The sequence below is a fragment of the Sessilibacter corallicola genome (assembly GCF_021290925.1).
GTDB lineage: Bacteria > Pseudomonadota > Gammaproteobacteria > Pseudomonadales > Cellvibrionaceae > Sessilibacter > Sessilibacter corallicola.
The window spans coordinates 566,798-584,653 of sequence record NZ_JAJSLX010000001.1 but is presented as its reverse complement, the minus strand read 5'-3'; the positions used below and the strand labels follow the sequence as shown (position 1 = coordinate 584,653).

Here is a 17,856-nt window from a genome sequence, read left to right as displayed (position 1 = left end):
ACCTACTTTTATGGCGGTCGAAATGCGTTCTTGATAGAAAAGTTGCGGGGATATGAAGGGAAGCATAGCGAATAAGCCGAAAATAGCTCGACTTATTCGAATAACTCAAGAATGTAGGAAGGCTTAGCTGGTATGAACTTTCTCCGGCGTTGGATTTTTTTCTTCGTCCGGGTGAGTTTGCGTATTCTCTAAACCGAAAGATTCACTCAAGGTGCCTTTATTCGGTGCCCAATCTCTAGGCGGCTCGACAACAGAGTCTTCTGATAACAATTCTTTTGTCACTTGAGCCTGTGCCCATTGTTTTGACGCGCCTTCCACGAGCTCTTTACCAATGTCCGCATTGGCAAGCTTGATTGCGCCACCAGCTAGGTGCTCGTGAACATCACGGTACGTTTCAGTCAATTTATTTACCAAAACTGAGGTCTGTTGAAAATGCTCGGTAACGTCTGCTTGAAAGCTCTTAAGCTCATCTTCAGCTCTTTCTACTCGGGCTTCCATTGTTTTGGTTGCTTGTTTATCAGTGCTAAATTGAGAGCCGATAAAATAACCAATACCGCCGCCAACGAGTATGCAGCACACTCCGGTAAGAATTAAAGCCGTAATAGAAAACACCTGATACTCCTACTCAAATCCACGTGCAATAACTGTATGGATTGCTAATTTTATATTTGAAGCACATTAATTTCTGTGCAAATGCCAGTTTAATGTTGTTGTTATTTAACAAGATTAACACTGAGTGTGAAGGGTAAAAAATGATTTCTTTCAATTTGTGCGTGAATTAGGGTTTTAACGCGATGCTTTTTAGGGTCTGTTAAACCTACAACAATCGCATAAAACACTAATTTGAATTCATTTAAGGTAATATTACTGTTTTATATACGAAGTTAGCTTGAGTATAGATAAGATTCGTTGCTGAGATAAATCGCTGTTTGTCCTAGTGGTTTATCAACAGTGTTTGTACGACAAACTTGGCTTCGTCAGTTTTGGTTAGTAGGAATGTATCACCATGGAAAATACACCGCTTGCCCGATATAAGCGCGATCTTGAGAGAGAAGATTTTAACTACGACGCCGCACAAGAGCAGGCCGTTAAGCATCTTCAGTCGTTGTATGATCAATTGGTTGAGCGATCTGAGCAGAGTGTTAAGAGCGTATCTTTCGTTGGTCGATTATTGGGTCGCAAAGCACCTGCCATCGAGCCTGTGAAAGGCCTTTATTTTTGGGGCGGTGTCGGGCGTGGAAAAACGTATCTCATGGACAACTTTTATGAAAGTTTGCCGTTTGAGAAAAAAATGCGAGCCCATTTTCACCGGTTTATGCGTCGAGTTCACCAAGAATTAAAAACTTTAGACGGGCAAAAAAATCCACTCGAAATTGTTGCTGACCGCATTGCTGATGACGCGTTAGTCATCTGCTTTGATGAATTCTTCGTAACCGACATCACCGACGCCATGATTTTGGCAACTTTATTAGACGCATTATTTTTGCGTGGAGTAAGCTTGGTTGCTACCTCTAACATCGTACCTTCGGGTTTGTATAAAGATGGATTGCAACGAGCTCGTTTTCTACCGGCCATTTCTTTGTTGGAAAAACACACGTTGATAGTCAACGTTGATGGTGGTGTTGATTATCGATTACGAGCGTTGGAACAAGCAGAATTGTTTCATTTCCCGCTGGACGATCAAGCGGATAAGAGCTTGCAGGCGAGTTTCTACAGCTTGGTGCCTGATAAAGAAGAGATTAAAGCGTCAACCGAAGTTGAAGTTGAGGGAAGAATTATATGTTCTCGCTTTGAGGCTGAAGACGTGGTTTGGTTTGATTTCTCAGAGCTGTGCGAAGGGCCGAGATCTCAAAATGACTACATTGAACTGGCTCGAGAGTACCACGCGGTTTTGGTGTCCAATGTTCCCCAACTTAATCGCGATACGGACGATTCAGCACGTCGTTTCATTAATATGGTTGATGAGTTTTACGATCGAAGCGTAAAAGTGATCATTTCAGCGGAAGTCCAACTGCCGGACATATACGCTGGCGGCCGACTCAGTTTTGAATTTGAGAGAACTACTAGCCGATTGTTAGAAATGCAAAGCCACGATTATTTAGCTCGTCCTCATAGACCTTAGTAGTAGCTTTTAAGCCGCATCAGAGCTTCGTTTGCTGTAAATTTTATAATTTTATATTCATACCAGTTTTAGGGGTTGTTATTTGTTCGTCCGCGAATTAGAATCCGCGCTCCTTTTTAGGCGTCGTCAGATTTAATTTGGATGTAATAATTGTCTGAATTTACGAATTTAGCGACGATATTCAAGGCTAAATTTAGATAAGCTTTTCTTTTTCAAGAAAATATCGTTTTAGAGTTGTTTACAAGTGACTAGTTGGTTTCTTGAGCTATAACTTAAGTTAATCTCTAAAAAGATAACCTTTAGGGTATTCGATTTGAATACTGCCGATTTGGCAATCATGGCGAGCTACAAACGCCAGTCCATCCTTAAATTTTCAGAGTTAGGCAAAATAACATGAAGACCATTAGTGCCAATCCTGCTACCGTCAAACGCGACTGGTACGTAGTTGATGCAGAAGGTAAAACTCTCGGTCGTATGGCTGCAGAGATCGCAAGTCGCTTACGTGGTAAGCACAAGCCAGAATACACTCCTCACGTTGATACCGGTGATTACATCGTTGTTATTAACGCTGAAAAAGTACACGTTACTGGCCGCAAAGCAACCGATAAAATGTACTATCATCATACTGGGTACATCGGTGGCATTAAATCCATTAGCTTCGACAAGCTAATCGAGAAAGCGCCAGAGCGTACTGTTGAAATCGCTGTTAAAGGTATGTTGCCAAAAGGTCCTCTTGGCCGTGCAATGTTTAAAAAGTTGAAAGTCTATGCCGGTGCAGAGCACCCTCATACCGCTCAACAACCACAAGAACTAAACATTTAATCGGGGGTTAACATGGCAGCAACTCAATACTACGGCACTGGTCGCCGAAAAACGTCTACCGCCCGTGTTTTTATCACAGAAGGCAGCGGTAATATTTCAATTAACGGTCGTACCTTAGACGAATACTTCGGTCGTGAAGTGGCTAGAATGATTGTTCGTCAAGCGCTTGAAGTAGCAGAAGCTACTGAAAAGTTCGATATCAAAGTTACTGTTAAAGGTGGCGGTAGCTTCGGTCAAGCAGGTGCAATTCGTCACGGTTTGACTCGCGCGTTAATGCAATACGACGAAGAACTTAGAAGACCTCTTCGCGACGCTGGTTTCGTTACCCGTGACGCTCGTGAAGTTGAACGTAAGAAAGTTGGTCTGCGAAAAGCTCGTAAGAAACCACAATTCTCAAAACGTTAATTTTTCAAACGGGCTTACGTCTGTTTTGTGGTTTATCAGAAAAAGCTCGGGCAACTGCTCGGGCTTTTTTTTGGCTCGTTACACCAATTTTTAACATTTTTAAAAGCTTCTGAAGCCTTGATAAAGGTCAAGTCTAAGTTGAAGTGTAACGAGGTGAGGGTATGTATTCTTGAGGGTCTATCGCAAGTTATATACCATGATGGAATTTATTATCATATCTAATAATACGAAAGTTCAACCTTAGTGATTCACCCGGTTATCTGTATTTATCGTTAAGAGAACCTGGAATGGGAGAAAGCCTCATGAGTGAAGACGGTGTAAATACCGGACGGCGCAAATTTCTAACTGCGGCTACGTCTGCAGTTGGTGCTGTAGGTGCAATCGGTGTAGCTGTGCCGTTTGTAGGCTCCTGGAACCCCAGTGCAAAGGCGAAAGCCGCTGGTGCTCCGGTTAAAGCTAATCTAGAGAAACTAGAACCTGGCCAAATGATTACCCTGGAGTGGCGCGGAAAACCAGTTTACGTTGTAAAACGTACACCAGAAATTCTGGACGGTATTCGCAAAATGGACGACCAGGTCCGTGATCCTGGCTCTGATGAGCCACAACAACCCGAATATGTCGGCAAAGAGTTTCGATCTATCAAAGACGAATACTTGGTGTTGTTAGGGTTGTGTACGCATCTTGGTTGTGCGCCTTTGTTCCGCCCAGAAGTTGGTGCCGCTGATCTTGGCGGTGATAAATGGCAGGGTGGTTTTTTCTGTCCTTGTCACGGTTCTAAGTTTGATTTGGCGGGTCGAGTCCTGAAGGGCGTTCCTGCGCCAATTAACTTAGAAGTACCACCTCATTCATTTGAAGGTGACTTTCTTCTAACTGTGGGTGTTGATCAAGAGGCGTAATTGTAATGAGCAAGATGACCGAATTATTAAATTGGGTTGATGCGCGCTTGCCTGTTCAGCGCGCATGGGATACCCATATGGGTAAATACTACGCACCTAAGAACTTCAACTTCTGGTATTTCTTTGGTGTTCTATCAATTCTTGTGTTGGTAAACCAGTTACTCACAGGAATTTGGTTGGTAATGAGCTTCGTGCCGAGTGCAGAAGAAGCTTTCGCATCTGTTGAATACATTATGCGAGACGTTGAGTATGGGTGGATTATCCGCTACATGCATTCAACGGGCGCTTCTGCATTCTTTGTTGTTGTTTATCTCCATATGTTCCGAGGTTTGATGTACGGCTCTTATAAAGCGCCTCGAGAATTAGTGTGGATCTTCGGTATGACAATCTACTTGGCCTTAATGGCTGAGGCCTTCATGGGGTACGTATTACCTTGGGGGCAGATGTCTTATTGGGGTGCTCAGGTAATTGTATCTTTGTTCGGTGCAATTCCAGGAATCGGCGATGAGCTCGTACAGTGGATTCGTGGTGACTTCCTGATTTCAGGTATTACCCTAAACCGTTTCTTCTCTCTCCATGTGATTGCTCTTCCAATTGTTATTCTGGCATTGGTTGTCCTACACATTTTGGCACTTCACGAAGTGGGTTCTAACAACCCTGACGGTGTTGAAATCAAGAAAAACAAAGATGAAAACGGTATCCCACGTGACGGTGTTCCATTCCATCCGTTCTACACCGTTCATGATTTGGTTGGTGTCACAGTATTCTTGTTTGTTTTCTGTTTTGTCATGTTCTTCATGCCAGAGATGGGCGGATTCTTCCTTGAATATGCCAACTTTGAGCAAGCTAACAATCTGAAGACACCAGAGCACATTGCGCCAGTTTGGTATTTCACACCGTTCTATGCGATTTTGCGTGCTGTAACGATTGATATCGGCCCTCTAAGTTCGAAGTTCTTAGGATTGGTTGCGATGGGTGCATCGATTGCCATTCTGTTTGTACTTCCTTGGCTTGATAAGAGCCCAGTTAAGTCCATGCGTTACAAAGGCTGGTTGCCGCGCGTTCAGTTGATGACGTTTGCAGCTATGTTTGTTGTATTGGGCTACTTAGGTGTTCAATCTCCTACTGAAGGCAGAACATTACTTGCTCAGTTGGCGACTCTTTACTACTTCGTGTATTTCATTCAAATGCCAGTGTTCACCAACCCAACAAAGAATCAAATGACTCCTGTCAATTTGGTTATTGCGGTTGTTCTCGGTGTGACATTGATCTACATGGCGATGGGTCAATTCGATGTTGAGATTCCGATTATTGTTCGACTCGTTGGTTTCTATCTTGGCTTCTTGACCATTTTAACGCCTTGGTTAACGAACAAAGATAGCTACACAGAAGAACCTGCACGAGTTCAGACCAAAGGTTTGCCTGGATATATCGTATGGGCTGGTTTCATCCTATTCGCTGTACTAGCGGTTGTACCTATTAAAGCGGTTGCGGCTTCTGGTGGTGCTTGTGGTTCTATCCCTTGTGATCACATGGAGCCAGATCTTAACGATAAAGAATCTTTGCAACGCGGTGCCAAGTGGTTTGTTAACTACTGCATGGGTTGTCACGAAGCCAAGTTTTCTCGTTGGGAGCGTGTCGCTGACGATCTAGGTATCCCTCACGAAGAGATGCTGGGAAACCTTGTTCTTGGCAATGACCGAATCGGTGATTTGATGACGATTTCTATGCCAGCTAAAGAAGCAAAGGCATGGTTTGGTGCAACCCCTCCTGATTTGACTATGGTTGCTCGTTCTCGTAATCCAGATTGGTTGTATACCTACCTAAGAAATTTCTACAAAGACGACACACGTCCAACGGGTGTAAACAATAAGGTATTCGATAAAGTTGCAATGCCTCATGTTTTCATGGAATTGCAAGGATTACCTGAGTGTGCGCCCGGACCTGCTCTTGATGATCACGGTCATGTAATCAGAAATCAGCTGGGTGAAGCTATTTCTGATGAAGCTTGTGGCAGCTTGAAAGTCGGTGCAGTTAAAGGATCTATGGATCAAAAAGAGTTTGACCAAGCCATCTACGACTTGGTTAACTTTATGGAATACATTGCAGAGCCTTATGCTCTTGATCGTAAGCGCATTGGTGTTTACGCGCTTCTATTCTTAGTCGTTCTGTTTATCTTTGTGTGGTTACTCAACAGAGAGTACTGGCGTGAAATTCACTAACGTGAATGAGTGTTAGTTTGTTGTAAAAAAGGCGCGATTTAATCGCGCCTTTTTTGTATCTGGCGATTATTCAAAACGGGTTATTTAGCAGGGACTTCGCGGTAATTGATTGATTATTTGTGATTTTTCCACACCGATGCCCGCGAGCGTGATTTTTTGAGGTATAATGGTCGGCTCGGTTGATTCGCTATGCGTTTTGAGTCCCGCAGACTTTAGAATTATTTTCTAATATACACAGCTTGAGTATTCCTAAGCTTTTTAGGGAAATGCTGCTGTGTTTAGTCTCTTTGGTCGGTAATCGTCATTGATTGCTGACGATCCAAAGCGTTTAAGATCAGCCAATGAATTTATAATCAAACATACGCTTGAGGTGCATTCAATGGGAGTTGTTGCGAAACGCTCATCCATGACATATTTTTCTGATGACCGTGATCACTACAGTCATCGAGTACGCATTGTACTTGCTGAAAAAGGTGTTTCAGTAGACATTATTAACAGTGACTCTAAAAATTTACCTGAAGAATTAGCTGATCTCAACCCTTATGGTTCTCTTCCAACGTTAGTTGACCGTGAGTTGGCTCTTTATGAAACCAAAGTAATGATGGAATACCTTGATGAGCGTTTCCCTCATCCGCCATTGTTACCGGTATATCCTGTTGCTCGTGCACAAAGCCGATTATGGATGCACAGAATCGAAAAAGACTGGGCTCCACTAATTGATACAATTGTGTTGGCGAAAAACAAAGAATCTGTAAACAAAGCTCGTAAAGAGCTGAAAGACAGCTTGCTAGCCGTTGCCCCTATTTTTGAAGAAATGCCATTTTTCATGAGCGAAGAGTTCAGCATTGTTGATTGTTGCTTAGCCCCAATCTTGTGGCGACTCGATGCGCTTGAAATCAAACTTCCAAAAACTCGTCAAGCAAAGCCGCTATTCGATTATATGGATCGCCTGTTCGCTAGAGAGTCTTTCCAAGAAAGCTTGACCGAAGCCGAAAAAGAAATGCGATTGTAATAGTTTGCCGCTGATGTTGTTACGCATGCATCAGCGGTTTCTATACGCTTGTTATTGATCTTTGATAACAGTTTTAACAATTCTCGTTTATTATCAATTTTAATTACTTTATTTTGTTTTTATAAAATAAGTGTGTTCAAGAATCCTACTTACCAAAGCGATTTTTGCGGGTTAGATTTATGTCGATGACTTCCTGTAAGCCCTATTTGATTAGAGCTCATTATGAATGGATAGTAGATAATGATTGCACACCTTATCTGATTGTTGATGCTTATTCAGACGGTGTTTCTGTGCCTCAACAATACGTTAATAAAGACGGACAAATTATTTTAAACGTTTCTCCCAATGCAGTTATGTCGCTGGATTTGGGTACAGAGGCAATCACCTTTAATGCAAGGTTTGGTGGTGTGCCAATTGATATTTACGTTCCTTGTTTCGCCGTTCTCGGAATTTATGCGCGTGAGAATGGACGAGGAATGATGTTCGAATTAGAAACCCCTCCTGAACCTCCAGAACCAACCAAGCCTAAAAAAGCGACTATTGCGCCTGCGCCTAGTGATTCGAACAACAGTTCTAAAAGTGGGCAGAATAGTACTAGACCGAGCTTACGTGTCATAAAGTAACGCTTTCTTAAATTAGGACACCCTGTATTAATAAAATCTTAAATGATAGCTGTGTCATCTAGCGCGGTTATCTTTTTTGTATAGAAAAACCCTCCTGTCTTTAGTGTGACTCAAGTCCGATTTTTAGTTGCTTATCAGACCGTTTTTTTATTTCGGCCAGATTCTTGCGATTAATATTTCGTTTTTCTCACAAACTGTGTTCACCCGAGCACGTTTAACTCGTATTTCTAGTATTCATCTTTACTTATTTGATTGCTTGTTTGATCAAAAAATATGCTGCTTCGTGCTAATAACCATATTTTTAATGAGAAGATCTTATTGGTGTAAGTTGAATTCCTAGCTAATACTGAGTTAGTTGTTACAAACTAATAATAAGTATCATATACCGGAGGGGCTTATGGCCATCTTGGAGCACACTCTTGGAATCTTGATTCACCCTGATAAAGAATGGAAACAAATTAGAAATGAGCGACATTCATTTTTGCAGGTATTTGTGAGTCATGTGCCTTTTCTAGCGCTTATTCCAGCGGTGAGTGCCTACATTGGTGTAACGCAAGTTGGTTGGTCGTTTGGAGATGGTAGCGTCACTCGATTGACCACAGGTAGTGCATTAAGTCTATGCGCAATTACCTATTTCGCTTTGATCATAGGTGTGTATGTTTTAGGGGAATTTATTAACTGGATGTCTAATACCTATGGTGTGCGCGACAGTAGCGAGCAGCGACATTACGAAGGAACTGCCTTAGCTGTCTATGTTAGTACGCCAGTGTTTCTTGCGAGTATTATCCATTTATACCCAGACATATATTTAAATGCCGCCATATTAGGTATTGCAGGAGCCTACGCGATTTACCTTATTTATGAAGGCATTCCAATATTAATGAATATCCAGAAAGAGCGTGCATTTATGTATGCCACCTCTGTTGTGACGATAGCGCTTGTGTTGGCTGTAATCGTTCGTGTCGGTTCTGTGATTGTGTGGACTGTTGCCATTCAACCCGTTTACATTGATGTCTTATAGACAGTAAGTACTCTATAAAAGGCTGAGTGGGATTCCACTCAGCCTTCCCTCCGAAGAACACCTTAATTCTGATTATTTATTTTTATTGCGATTGATGCCAAATATTGAAGGGTATTTGTTAGCGTAAGATGTCCAGGGCTGAGCTGAATTCAGACAGTTAAAAAGCAACGTAAAAGCCTGTATTTTTCTATTCTTTTCAACTGCTTAAGTATTTTAAGGGTTTTTAAAATACTGAAATGTAGCGCTCGGTTTGTTTTCTAATTTGAGTCTTAATTATTTATTTTTATTGATAGATTTAAAAGTTAAATTGAAAAAAGTTGTAATTAAACGTTTAATTTTTAAAACTAATTGCTAGGTTCAGGTGTGTTTACAATTGGTAAAAGTAATTGGAATATAGTTTCAATGAAGACTAATCTTGTGCTTATTAAACACCTTGTTGCATTTAATTAATAAAAAATAAATTTAATATTCTCTTTAATTCGTTTTTTGCCACGCTTTTATTTTTGCTGTGTTTGATGCGAATTCAAAAGTATTTTTCTGAAAAGCTGATGTTAAATTTTAGGGAATACCGGGAATTTTCTGTCTTAGCTCAAATAATAATTTTATTAATACTATTTTAATGCTTCCGTATATTTAGCTCCCCGTTATTCGTGTTCTGCTTTATATGTTCAAAATAGAGTGCTTGTAATGACTCAATAATAATTTACTACAAGTCGTCCGGAGAAATAATATGAGTGACTCAGTTGTTATCGTTGGTATCGCGCGAACGCCTATGGGCGGTCTTCAAGGCGATTTGAGTGACGTCCCCGCTACTCAATTGGGGTCTGTTGCGATTGAATCTGCGTTGAAAGATGCCGGAATTTCCGGTTCAGACGTTGATCAAGTTTATATGGGTTGCGTGTTGCCTGCTGGATTAGGTCAAGCCCCGGCTCGTCAAGCGTCAATCGGCGCAGGTATCCCCGATTCTGTGACTGTTACCACCATGAACAAGGTGTGTGGTTCTGGTATGAAAACCGTGCAGATGGCATGCGATACCATTCAGGCTGGTCGTGCGAAAATCATCGTTGCCGGTGGTATGGAAAGTATGACTCGTGTTCCGTATCTGTTAGCTAAAGGCCGTCAAGGCTATCGCTTGGGTCACGGTGAGATGTTGGATCATATGTACACTGATGGCTTAGAAGATGCCTACAGCGGTAAGCTCATGGGTGCTTATGCTGAAAACTGTGCTGAGAAGTATTCGTTTTCGAGAGAAGAGCAAGATGCCTATGCCATTGAATCTTTAAGTCGTGCAAATAAAGCCATTGCAGAAGGTAAGTTCAAGCGTGAGGTTGCGCCAGTCACCATTAAGACTCGTAAAGGCGAAGTCGTTGTTGATACCGATGAGCAGCCAGCGAAAGCCAGGCCAGAAAAAATTCCTGCTCTGAAGGCAGTCTTTAAAAAAGACGGAACAATCACTCCGGCGAACGCAAGCTCTATTTCCGACGGTGCTGCCGCACTTGTTTTGATGTCTGAATCAGAAGCGAAAAGCCGCGGTATTAAAGTACTCGCTAAAATCAAAGCGCAAGCTGAACACGCTCACCAACCTGAATGGTTCACTACCGCTCCAGTTGGTGCTATCGGTAATGTACTGCAACAATGTCAGTGGTCAGCCAGCGACGTTGATCTGTACGAAGTCAATGAAGCGTTTGCAGTAGTGACCATGGCTGCGATGCGTGAATACGAACTCGATCACGCTAAGGTTAATGTTCATGGCGGCGCATGTGCATTAGGCCATCCGCTGGGAGCCTCTGGTGCTCGTATTATGGTGACATTGCTTGCTGCATTGGAAACTTACGACAAGAAAACCGGAATTGCTGCGTTGTGTATTGGCGGTGGTGAAGGGATTGCCATTGCTATTGAAAGAGATTGATCTTTCGCAGCAATATTCCAATAAAAAAGCGACCATTAAGGTCGCTTTTTTTGTGTCTTTAATTCGATGTCTTAGTCGACGTATTCAAATACCCTAACAACTTTCACGACTCTGCTCGTGCCCGCAACAACGTTAGTCACTTTTTCGGCCTGAGCGCGGCTCAGCAGCCCCATGAGATAGACCACGCCATTTTCGGTTTTCACTTTCACGCGACTGCTTTTGATGTCTTTATTAGCCAGCAGCTTGGTTTTCACTTTTGTTGAAATCCACTGGTCATTTCGATTCATCCAAAACGTGGCGTTGTCGCGAATCTCAAGTTCGTTGTGTACTTGCCTGACTCTTTCCAAATCAGATACAACCTGCGCTGCCTGAGTTCGAAGCGATTGATTGGCTACTTGGCCGGTGAGTAAAACAACACCATTGAATGCAGAAACTTGAATGTTTGACTGCTTAAGTGCTTCGCTGGTTTTTCTCAGGTTAACTTTTGCAATGGTTTCCAGCTGCTCGTCATCAATGTAGGTGCCAATGGTTCTCTTGGTTGGATCCGGCTTGATGGGTTCGCTTGTGCTGATATCCACCAGAGTGGTGCAGGCGGACAAGCAAATTAGTGAAAAAATAACGGTGATAAGTTTTAAAAACGGATTACTGCTGAACGTCATGCTTCTAGTGGTCCAAATAATTGGTTATCAATCAAATCACAAACACAAAAAATAGACAGCAAATGAACTTCGTGAATTCGAGCGCGTGAATCCACAGGAATTCTCAGCTCAATGTCTTGTTCATCTAAAAGCGCTGGAATGTTGCCGCCGTCTCGACCGGTAAAAGCCAACACTTCCATGTTGCGATCATGTGCAGCTGCAACAGCCTGGATGAGATTACTTGGGTTGCCGCTGGTTGTGAACAACACTAAGACATCACCTTCTTGGCCGAGTGCCATAACTTGCTTTGCAAATATGTCGTTAAAGCTTGTGTCACTGGCAAACGCGGTGATTGCAGTGGGGTTTGTTGCCAGGGCATAAGCCGGGAATCCAGGGCGCTCGCGTTCAAAACGGTTAGTTAAGCAATTGACCAGTATTTGCGAATTTGCAGCGGAAATACCATTGCCTGCAACGAGCACTTTTCTCTCACTCAACAGTGCGTGTACCAGCGTTTGGCTGGCGGCCACTAGCATGGGAGCGAGAATTTCTCCTGATTCCATTTTAGCTTCAAGGCTTTGATGGAAGAGAGTAATAACCCGTTCTTCGAGGTCTTGGTTTAATTCGTCATCGGTCATAAATTATGGTGTCTGGCGGTGTTGGTAATTTGTGGTCATTAAGTTGTTTGTTATTTTGATGTCTTTTTATGATTTTGGCGAATTAATAGGTTTGAACCCATATTGGGTAATTCTATCGTGACTGGCTGGGTTAACTCAAAAATGCGTTTTTAATCCAAGAAACGTTCATTGTTTCTTTTTGCTTGCCTTCTATCGCAAAAACGTCAAACCTGCAATTAAAATTTGCGTATTTGGTGTGATTGGCCAGGAAAACCTGGGTAGCATGAATAATCTTTCGTTGTTTCGCCACTGAAACCATTTCAGCAGCGGTTCCGTAGCCCGAATAACTTCGGAATTTTACTTCGATAAACACTAAATCGCTGTCGTCGAGCATTATGAGATCAATTTCGCCGCCGCGACAACGATAATTTTTTTCTACAAAAACCAGCTTTTGGGTGCAGAGGTAATCCAAAGCATAAGCCTCGGCGGATTTGCCATCGATCACAGACCTCTGCGAGATTTTGTTTTTCGAGAACAATCGTTTAATCCGCTCTAGATAAAATTCCACTGGCCACGGTGGGCAGAGCTTTCGCTTCACCGGAGTTAATGATTGCCCAAGACTGCTCCCGTGCAATTCTGCCGCCGTCGGTTAAATACAGATTTCCCGTTGCCCCGTACAGTCGAATATCACTGACAAGCTCAAATTGTTTCAGGCGTGGGTAGACTCGATAAGCATCGACGCCGAGTGCGTGAAGGCTTTGGAAGCTCGATGTATTTGTGGTTTGGTCTAAATCGGTTTTCAGTTTTGTGTTGAAACCAAAATACCAAGGCAGAGAGGTGAATCTAATTCCGTTTAAGTCTTTGTTTTCAGACCCCGCTGTTGGGTTGTAAAGGTGGCTGGTGCCATAAACCGGTATTGCTCCAGCGTAGTGAAAAGCCAACGTGGGCTTCAGCTGTTTGGCGTCTCCTGGGTTCGCCACCATAAAAATCATATCGACATCACTTCGTGAGCGAGGCTCAAATTCAACGCTGGTAGAAATGGCTCGTCTCAATGTGCGAGCACGTTGCTTACTTCGATTGACCAGCAATGAGCTTTCTACGGTGTCAGAAAACTTAGCTTGTGTAGAAAATTCACTGTCGATTGCAATGGTGCCGCCCAGCAATTGCCATTGATCAATAAACGCCCGTGATGCTCTCTGCCCCCAGTCTCGGCTCGATGCCAAGATCATGGCTCTGCGGTGACCGTCTTTCCAGGCTCGGATAGCAATTTGTCGACCTTCGTCTTCTGCAGCAAGTCCAAATTGATATAGGTTTTGTGTGAAAAGTGACCCTGAGACGTAATTTAGTGCCAGCGTTGGAACTGGTAAGCCGGGCCTTAGATTTAACTCTTCAAGAGGTTTTTTTTGTAGAGGGCCGATAATTGCTTCTGCGCCATCGGTAACCGCTTGATCGTAGACGGCGTTAATGTCGGCGCCGTCAGTGTTGTAAATTCGTAACTCTGCGGTTGTATTTCCTGATTGAGTATCTGCAAAGTAGGAAGCCATAAAACCATCGCGTACCGCTTTACCGGCATTCGCGAAACGTCCGGTGGTCGGCAACAACAGTGCAATTTGTTTAGGTTGCTGAGAAACCAGCTGCTGTAACAATCTTAAATCTTCCGGCAGGTTTTGATTGGCTGGATGATAAGGCCACTGTTCTTGCCAAATACTGACCTGCTGGAGTTGCTGCTCAAGCGTGTAATTGTTGTTCTTATTGATTGCCGCTAACGCGTACCATCCGCGTAACAAATCATTTTTCTCGAGAACCGATAGGTGAGTGAGAGCGGATTCTGGTAGCTGCGTTAATACTTTCCAGAGTGTTTCGTTGTTGGCTGCTTCTTGCTGCAGGTCAGTGAGCAGTGGCGTTATGGCAATGTGTTCGCGAATGGCTTTGATGGGTTCATCAATAGTGGCGAATAAATTCGCACGATTTTCTCGCCAACGAAGCTCTTGTTCTGGGTTGACCGAGATAATTTGCAGAACTAAACGAGAGTTATTGAGTATTCGATTTGCTAAATAATATTCGCCCGTTGAAAGTGCTAATTCGCCGTATTCCAAGCTGTAACTGACGAGCTTGTCTATATCGAGTAAATCGGGTTTGACACCGGCGTAGAGGTTCATTGCCGCCGCACGGTTGCCCAAAGACAGCATTGATTGAGCGGCTTCAAGACGCAAGTTTTCAGCGTCGGCAAGAGAGCCTTGAAACTCGGCGAAGCGCGCGCGCTCTAGAAGTGTGCTAACATCTTCGACCGTTTGGGCTTGTGGCGTTGTTATCGCAGGTTGTTGCTTGTTATTACTAGATCCACAGGAAGCTAACAATACACAGGCACAAGCGACGGTAATCGTTTTGGTTGATGGGAAATTGTTAACTATACGTTTTCCGTTTTTAAGTGCTTTTTTCAAGCTCTCGAAAGTAAAACCATTTTCTGATTGTTGATTCACAGTAAGATCCAATCGTTAAGCAAATTCTCAAAGCTACCTACACATTATCGTGTCTTGAGATTCTATTTGCTGCAATACTACAACAGTAAAAACCGTATCTTTTAGGGAAGTGTATGGCCACTACCTCATCTTGGGGACAATTGTACATTGTCGCCACGCCAATCGGTAACCTAAGTGACATGGTGCCGAGGGCCATTGAAACTCTCCAGCAAGTCAGTCTCATCGCAGCAGAGGACACTCGACACAGTGCGCGTCTGATGGATTACTTCCAAATTGCCACGCCGATGACGGCTTATCATGACTTTAGTGACAACGATAAAACTGAAAAGCTCATTTCATCGTTGAAAGCGGGTGAAGATATCGCGCTTATTTCAGATGCAGGAACGCCGTTGATTTCTGATCCAGGGTATCGATTGGTTCAAGTCGCTCGCAGTGAAGGGATTCGAGTGGTTCCCATTCCTGGCGCTTGTGCGTTAATTGCGGCATTGAGTGCTTCGGGTTTACCAACCGATAAGTTTCGATTTGAAGGTTTCTTACCTGCCAAAGCAACTGCTCGAGTGAAAACGTTGGAATCACTGAAAAGCTCAGACGCTACTCTGGTTTTTTACGAGGCACCACATCGGATTGTTGCTTGTTTATCTGATATCGCCGCCACGTTTGGTGATCAACGCGAGGTGGTTGTCGCCAGAGAACTCACAAAAACCTACGAAACCTTTCTGTCGGGAACTGTGGCTGAAGTAGCAGATAAAGTTCAAGAAGACACGAATCAGCAAAAGGGTGAATTTGTGGTTATGGTCGGTCCTGGAGAGCAAAAGCTAACGGAGATTGATTCGGATACCGAGCGGCTAATGGGGTATTTATTAGAAGAATTACCCCTCAAGAAAGCGTCTGTTATTGCAGCAAAATACACAGGATTAAAAAAGAAGCAGCTTTATGATTGGGGCCTTAACAGACAATAGTCGTTAAATTCTGTTTGCCAGTTATCAACAAAATCTTTACCCTGTGCGCTCGAAGTCGGCCAGGCAGTCGCTCCAATATTTATATTGGGGAGGAAAGTCCGGGCTCCGCAGGGTAGAGCGCCAGGTAACGCCTGGGGGGTGTGAACCTACGGCCAGTGCAGCAGAGAGTAGACCGCCTAAGCTATCTTGGATAGCCGGTAAGGGTGAAAGGGTGCGGTAAGAGCGCACCGCGCAACTGGTAACAGTTTGTGGCATGGTAAACCCCGCTCGGAGCAAGACCAAATAGGCCTTCAATGGTGCGGCCCGCACTGAAGGCGGGTAGGTTGCTTGAGGTGTTCGGTGACGAGCATCCCAGATGAATGACTGTCCATGACAGAACCCGGCTTATCGGCCGACTTCGAATTACTCTTCCTCTTGTTTCTACTTTTTGTTCATTTCATTAACGTTAATTTGATTGACTTTGATTGACTAAGTCACCTGCAGTTTTTCTATTTATCTGTCCTATCCGTCTATCTATGGTGTCTTAATGATTATCGAGCCTTTCAAACTGGGTCTAGAGAAGCAGCTGTGGGAGGTTTTTTATTCTTCAGTTCGCCAAACTTGTGTAAGCGATTATTCTCTCGAGCAAATACAGGCTTGGGCGCCGGATCAATTCTCAGAGACTGCGTGGCTCAAGAGAATGACTGAAATAAACCCTTTTGTTGCTGTTTTGGACAATAAAGTTGTTGGCTACGCCGACGTTCAAAGTGATGGATACATCGACCACTTTTTTGTTCATGGTGACTATCAATCAATGGGCATTGGTAAGGCACTAATGGAGCATTTAATTTGTTTATGCCCTGATCAGATTGCTATGCATTCTATGGTCAGCATTACTGCGAAACCTTTCTTTCAGAAATACGGTTTTTATACTGTAAGAAAAAATACGGCAAAAATAAGCGGTGTAGAGTTAATCAATTTTGTCATGAAAAGGCCGGTATTTTAGGTTCAATTAATATCCATTAAGCAATTTTTAGCCTTTTGTAGACGAGCGTAAAAGTGTGTTTTTGTCATTTGATAAATCAGCTTAACAAAATTTTCCTTAAGTTTTCGTTTCCTGATTTTTCGCCTAACACTTTGTTTTCACAGAATTTCCTTTCACTATTTTTTACTTACAGATTTGGTTTTATCCTTGTTTTTGCAAACTGTCCGTACTTTTTCAACGGTCAGGCAGGCTAATCTCTCGGTGAAATTCATTCATAGAAATAACACTCAAAATTCATTAGCCTTATAAGGCAGACTGAAAGCTAGACGTTAAATTAGCTGTTTAAAATATTAATTCGGATTCTTCTCAATCTCTTCTAAAATTTCAATAAGCTGTTCGCGGGAGAGTTGATTCGTTTCTAACACAAACAGTATTTGTACGAATAGATCTGCACCCAATATGCCTCGATTGATTTTGTTCCTGAGGTTGGCCGCGGTTTGCTGTGTTCCGGTTTTCGCCAATCGCGAGCTGAGTTCTTCATATTTGATGCCTTTTTTAGTCATTTCTGACTTGATGTAACGGCTGATAAGCTTACGCCAGGGGTTAGGTGCAGTATTTTGGTCCATAATTTGCCTTGTGTGTTTGTATAGTATTTTTTACGAAAAAATAAAAAAATATCTTTACAGACATTATAAATATTATATTATGTCTACGCTACATCGTGAGACATCCGAAAACAATTAATTTAGGAGACCGATTGGTATGGGTTGGAATCTCACACAAGTTGAGGAAATGCTCAATCAACAGGATCAATGGGTTTTACACAGAGAAGACGAAGTTTTGTGTATTACCAATACTGATGGCATTGATGCATACCTCGCCGTAAGTGGCGAACAAATTGTTGTTGAATCTATTTTGTTTGCTAAAAGCCAAGTTAATGATACTGCTCAGTTAAACGACGAAATCTTGAAAACACATCAAGTATTTCCGTTGACGACCATTGGCATAACTGCCATTGACGGTGTTGAGTATTACATTGCCTTTGGTGCACTTTCTTCACAATCAAAAGAAGAGAGTATCAAAATTGAGATAGAAGCTTTATTCGATAACATCGAAGGCTTTTTAGATGCATACGAAAATTACTTGCAATAAGCGAGAAGGAGTAACTA

The 17,856-nt window shown here is 42.8% G+C and carries 18 protein-coding genes and 1 other RNA gene; 13 read left to right on the top strand and 6 right to left on the bottom strand.

From position 1 onward, the window contains the following. Positions 1–123 precede the first annotated feature (123 nt). Positions 124–612: a Z-ring associated ZapG family protein gene (locus tag LU361_RS02385; RefSeq protein ID WP_233086713.1), complete on the bottom strand. Its 489-nt coding sequence runs from the start codon at positions 610–612 to the stop codon at positions 124–126. Between the two features lie 394 nt (positions 613–1,006). On the opposite strand from LU361_RS02385, the gene zapE reads away from it, so the two are divergent. The 9 genes from zapE (at position 1,007) to LU361_RS02340 (ending at position 11,032) form a co-directional block, all read left to right on the top strand. After that, positions 1,007–2,122: a cell division protein ZapE gene (gene zapE / locus LU361_RS02380; RefSeq protein WP_233086712.1), complete on the top strand. Its 1,116-nt coding sequence runs from the start codon at positions 1,007–1,009 to the stop codon at positions 2,120–2,122. A gap of 393 nt (positions 2,123–2,515) precedes the next feature. Next, a complete protein-coding gene (rplM, locus tag LU361_RS02375) occupies positions 2,516–2,944 on the top strand; it encodes a 50S ribosomal protein L13 (protein WP_233086711.1) in 429 nt (142 codons plus the stop codon). A 12-nt stretch (positions 2,945–2,956) separates the two neighbouring features. Then, complete coding sequence (gene rpsI, locus LU361_RS02370; RefSeq protein ID WP_233086710.1) at positions 2,957–3,349, top strand: 30S ribosomal protein S9; 393 nt, start codon at positions 2,957–2,959, stop codon at positions 3,347–3,349. A gap of 302 nt (positions 3,350–3,651) precedes the next feature. Continuing rightward, on the top strand, positions 3,652–4,245 hold the full coding sequence (gene petA / locus LU361_RS02365; RefSeq protein ID WP_233086709.1) for a ubiquinol-cytochrome c reductase iron-sulfur subunit: 594 nt from the start codon (positions 3,652–3,654) through the stop codon (positions 4,243–4,245). Between the two features lie 5 nt (positions 4,246–4,250). Then, positions 4,251–6,467 (top strand): ubiquinol-cytochrome c reductase, encoded by a 2,217-nt coding sequence (locus tag LU361_RS02360; protein WP_233086708.1) that lies wholly within the window; start codon positions 4,251–4,253, stop codon positions 6,465–6,467. Between the two features lie 379 nt (positions 6,468–6,846). Beyond that, a complete protein-coding gene (gene sspA, locus LU361_RS02355; RefSeq protein WP_233086707.1) occupies positions 6,847–7,479 on the top strand; it encodes a stringent starvation protein SspA in 633 nt (210 codons plus the stop codon). Between the two features lie 179 nt (positions 7,480–7,658). Beyond that, positions 7,659–8,102: a ClpXP protease specificity-enhancing factor gene (locus LU361_RS02350; RefSeq protein ID WP_233086706.1), complete on the top strand. Its 444-nt coding sequence runs from the start codon at positions 7,659–7,661 to the stop codon at positions 8,100–8,102. A gap of 397 nt (positions 8,103–8,499) precedes the next feature. Further along, entirely contained in the window at positions 8,500–9,123 is a 624-nt protein-coding gene (locus tag LU361_RS02345) for a Yip1 family protein (RefSeq protein ID WP_233086705.1), read from the top strand. A gap of 730 nt (positions 9,124–9,853) precedes the next feature. Continuing rightward, positions 9,854–11,032, top strand: a complete 1,179-nt coding sequence (locus tag LU361_RS02340) for a thiolase family protein (RefSeq protein WP_233086704.1) — start codon at positions 9,854–9,856, stop codon at positions 11,030–11,032. A gap of 71 nt (positions 11,033–11,103) precedes the next feature. Here LU361_RS02340 and LU361_RS02335 read toward each other — a convergent pair whose 3' ends face one another. The 4 genes from LU361_RS02335 to LU361_RS02320 all read right to left on the bottom strand — a co-directional run bounded on the left by LU361_RS02335 (position 11,104) and on the right by LU361_RS02320 (position 14,764). Continuing rightward, complete coding sequence (locus LU361_RS02335) at positions 11,104–11,691, bottom strand: BON domain-containing protein (protein ID WP_233086703.1); 588 nt, start codon at positions 11,689–11,691, stop codon at positions 11,104–11,106. Beyond that, the gene (locus tag LU361_RS02330; RefSeq protein ID WP_233086702.1) at positions 11,688–12,305 is read right to left on the bottom strand and encodes an SIS domain-containing protein; all 618 of its coding nucleotides are present in this window, start codon (positions 12,303–12,305) and stop codon (positions 11,688–11,690) included. Before LU361_RS02330 ends, LU361_RS02335 begins: the two co-directional genes overlap by 4 nt. Positions 12,306–12,435: 130 nt before the next feature. Further along, positions 12,436–12,789, bottom strand: a complete 354-nt coding sequence (locus LU361_RS02325) for a YraN family protein (RefSeq protein ID WP_233086701.1) — start codon at positions 12,787–12,789, stop codon at positions 12,436–12,438. A 37-nt stretch (positions 12,790–12,826) separates the two neighbouring features. Beyond that, positions 12,827–14,764: a penicillin-binding protein activator gene (locus LU361_RS02320; protein WP_233086700.1), complete on the bottom strand. Its 1,938-nt coding sequence runs from the start codon at positions 14,762–14,764 to the stop codon at positions 12,827–12,829. 113 nt (positions 14,765–14,877) lie between these two features. Here LU361_RS02320 and rsmI point away from each other — a divergent pair, with 113 nt between their 5' ends. The 3 genes from rsmI to LU361_RS02305 all read left to right on the top strand — a co-directional run bounded on the left by rsmI (position 14,878) and on the right by LU361_RS02305 (position 16,708). Beyond that, entirely contained in the window at positions 14,878–15,723 is an 846-nt protein-coding gene (rsmI, locus tag LU361_RS02315; protein ID WP_233086699.1) for a 16S rRNA (cytidine(1402)-2'-O)-methyltransferase, read from the top strand. Between the two features lie 51 nt (positions 15,724–15,774). After that, positions 15,775–16,126: RNase P RNA component class A (gene rnpB, locus LU361_RS02310), an RNA gene on the top strand. A gap of 123 nt (positions 16,127–16,249) precedes the next feature. Then, a complete protein-coding gene (locus tag LU361_RS02305; RefSeq protein WP_233086698.1) occupies positions 16,250–16,708 on the top strand; it encodes a GNAT family N-acetyltransferase in 459 nt (152 codons plus the stop codon). A 329-nt stretch (positions 16,709–17,037) separates the two neighbouring features. Here the strand turns inward: LU361_RS02305 and LU361_RS02300 are convergent, their stop codons facing one another. Beyond that, positions 17,038–17,313, bottom strand: a complete 276-nt coding sequence (locus LU361_RS02300; protein ID WP_233086697.1) for a DUF6471 domain-containing protein — start codon at positions 17,311–17,313, stop codon at positions 17,038–17,040. Positions 17,314–17,449: 136 nt separating this feature from the next. Here LU361_RS02300 and LU361_RS02295 point away from each other — a divergent pair, with 136 nt between their 5' ends. Continuing rightward, the gene (locus tag LU361_RS02295) at positions 17,450–17,839 is read left to right on the top strand and encodes a DUF2170 family protein (RefSeq protein ID WP_233086696.1); all 390 of its coding nucleotides are present in this window, start codon (positions 17,450–17,452) and stop codon (positions 17,837–17,839) included. Positions 17,840–17,856 lie beyond the last annotated feature (17 nt).